Annotated in this window: 2 protein-coding genes and 1 pseudogene; 2 read left to right on the forward strand and 1 reads right to left on the reverse strand. The window is 70.0% G+C overall.

Annotation, left to right across the window (positions count from 1 at the left end):
- Both ABZX30_RS38155 and ABZX30_RS38160 read left to right on the forward strand, forming a co-directional pair.
- A partial coding sequence (locus ABZX30_RS38155; RefSeq protein WP_355943062.1) for a DUF5753 domain-containing protein occupies positions 1–625 on the forward strand: 625 nt, incomplete at its 5' end.
- Positions 606–800 carry a DUF397 domain-containing protein gene (locus ABZX30_RS38160; RefSeq protein ID WP_355943064.1) on the forward strand — a complete coding sequence of 65 codons (195 nt, stop codon included), beginning with the start codon at positions 606–608 and terminating at the stop codon, positions 798–800. The genes ABZX30_RS38155 and ABZX30_RS38160, both read left to right, overlap by 20 nt.
- Before the next feature lie 39 nt (positions 801–839).
- Here ABZX30_RS38160 and ABZX30_RS38165 read toward each other — a convergent pair.
- Positions 840–1,430, reverse strand: a pseudogene (locus tag ABZX30_RS38165) (steroid 3-ketoacyl-CoA thiolase); the annotation flags it as partial.

Below are 1,430 nucleotides of genomic sequence, written 5' to 3' on the forward strand. Positions count from 1 at the left end.
GGGGACCGGAGGGCTGCTGTCCCGGCTGCTCGAGCTGGTGATGCGCAGCCAACTTCCGGCCTGGTTCCAGCAGGTGGCGGAACTCCAGTCCCGGGCCGTGGAGATCTGCTCCTTCGAGACACACATGGTGCACGGGCTCCTCCAGACCGAGGCCTACGCACGGGCCGTGCTCGGCGCCCTGGACGACACCGACCTCGACGACCGCACCGCCGTACGGCTGGCCCGTCAGCGCATCTTCGAGAAGAAGGAGCCGCCGGTGTTCTGGGCGATCCTCAGCGAGGCGGCGCTGTACCAGGTGATCGGCAGCCCGGGCATCATGCGGGAGCAACTGGCCCATCTGTTGGAGTTCGAGGAGAACCCCCGGATCAATGTCCAGGTGCTGCCGTTCTCCACAGGAGCGCACGCGGGGCTGACCGGCTCATTCGACCTCTACCGCTTCGAGAGCGACCCGGCCATCGTGTACACGGAGGGCTACGGCAGTGCTCATCCGACTGCCGACCGAGCCACCATCCAGAACTGCTCGCTCCGTTACGATCACCTTCAAGCCGCCGCGCTGCCCCTCCGGGACTCGGCGGAGCCGATCCGCCACGCGATGGAGGAACGCTATGGAGATCAACTGGCGTAAGTCCAGCTACAGCAGCGACCAGGGAGGCAACTGCGTAGAGATCGCCGAACTGCCCGAGGCCGCCGTGGGCGTACGCGACTCCAAGGCCGCGACGGGCCCGGTCCTCGCCTTCGAGCCCGCCGCCTTCTCGGCGTTCCTGGCCTGGACGTCCGACATCGGGTGCCGGGGCGAGTGACCCGGCGAACGAGCCTCCCCGCCCCGGTACCCGGGGGGCTCAGAGCCGCTGGATGATCGTCCCGGTGGCCAGTCCGCCCCCGGCGCACATGGTCACCAGCGCGAACTCCTTGTCCGCGCGTTCCAGTTCGTGCAGGGCCGTGGTGATGAGCCGGGCCCCGGTCGCCCCGACCGGGTGGCCGAGGGCGATCGCGCCGCCGTTGACGTTGACCTTCTCGAGGTCCTGCTCGAAGACGCGGGCCCAGCTCAGCACCACGGAGGCGAACGCCTCGTTGATCTCGACGAGGTCGATGTCCTTCAGGGACATGCCGGCCTTGCCGAGCACCGCGCGCGTGGCGTCGACGGGGCCGTCGAGGTGGAAGTGCGGGTCGGCGCCGACGAGGGCCTGGGCGACGATCCGCGCGCGGGGCTTCAGCTTCAGGGCGCGGGCCATCCGCTTCGAGGCCCACATGACGGCCGCCGCCCCGTCGGAGATCTGCGAGGAGTTGCCCGCCGTGTGCACGGCCGTCGGCATGACGGGCTTCAGCCGGGCCAGCGCCTCCATCGAGGTGTCACGCAGGCCCTCGTCCCTGTCCACGAGCCGCCACATGCCCTGCCCGGCGCGCTGCTCCTCCTCCGTGGTGGGGACCTG

This window comes from Streptomyces sp. NPDC004542 (genome assembly GCF_040610035.1).
Taxonomy (GTDB): Bacteria; Actinomycetota; Actinomycetes; order Streptomycetales; family Streptomycetaceae; genus Streptomyces.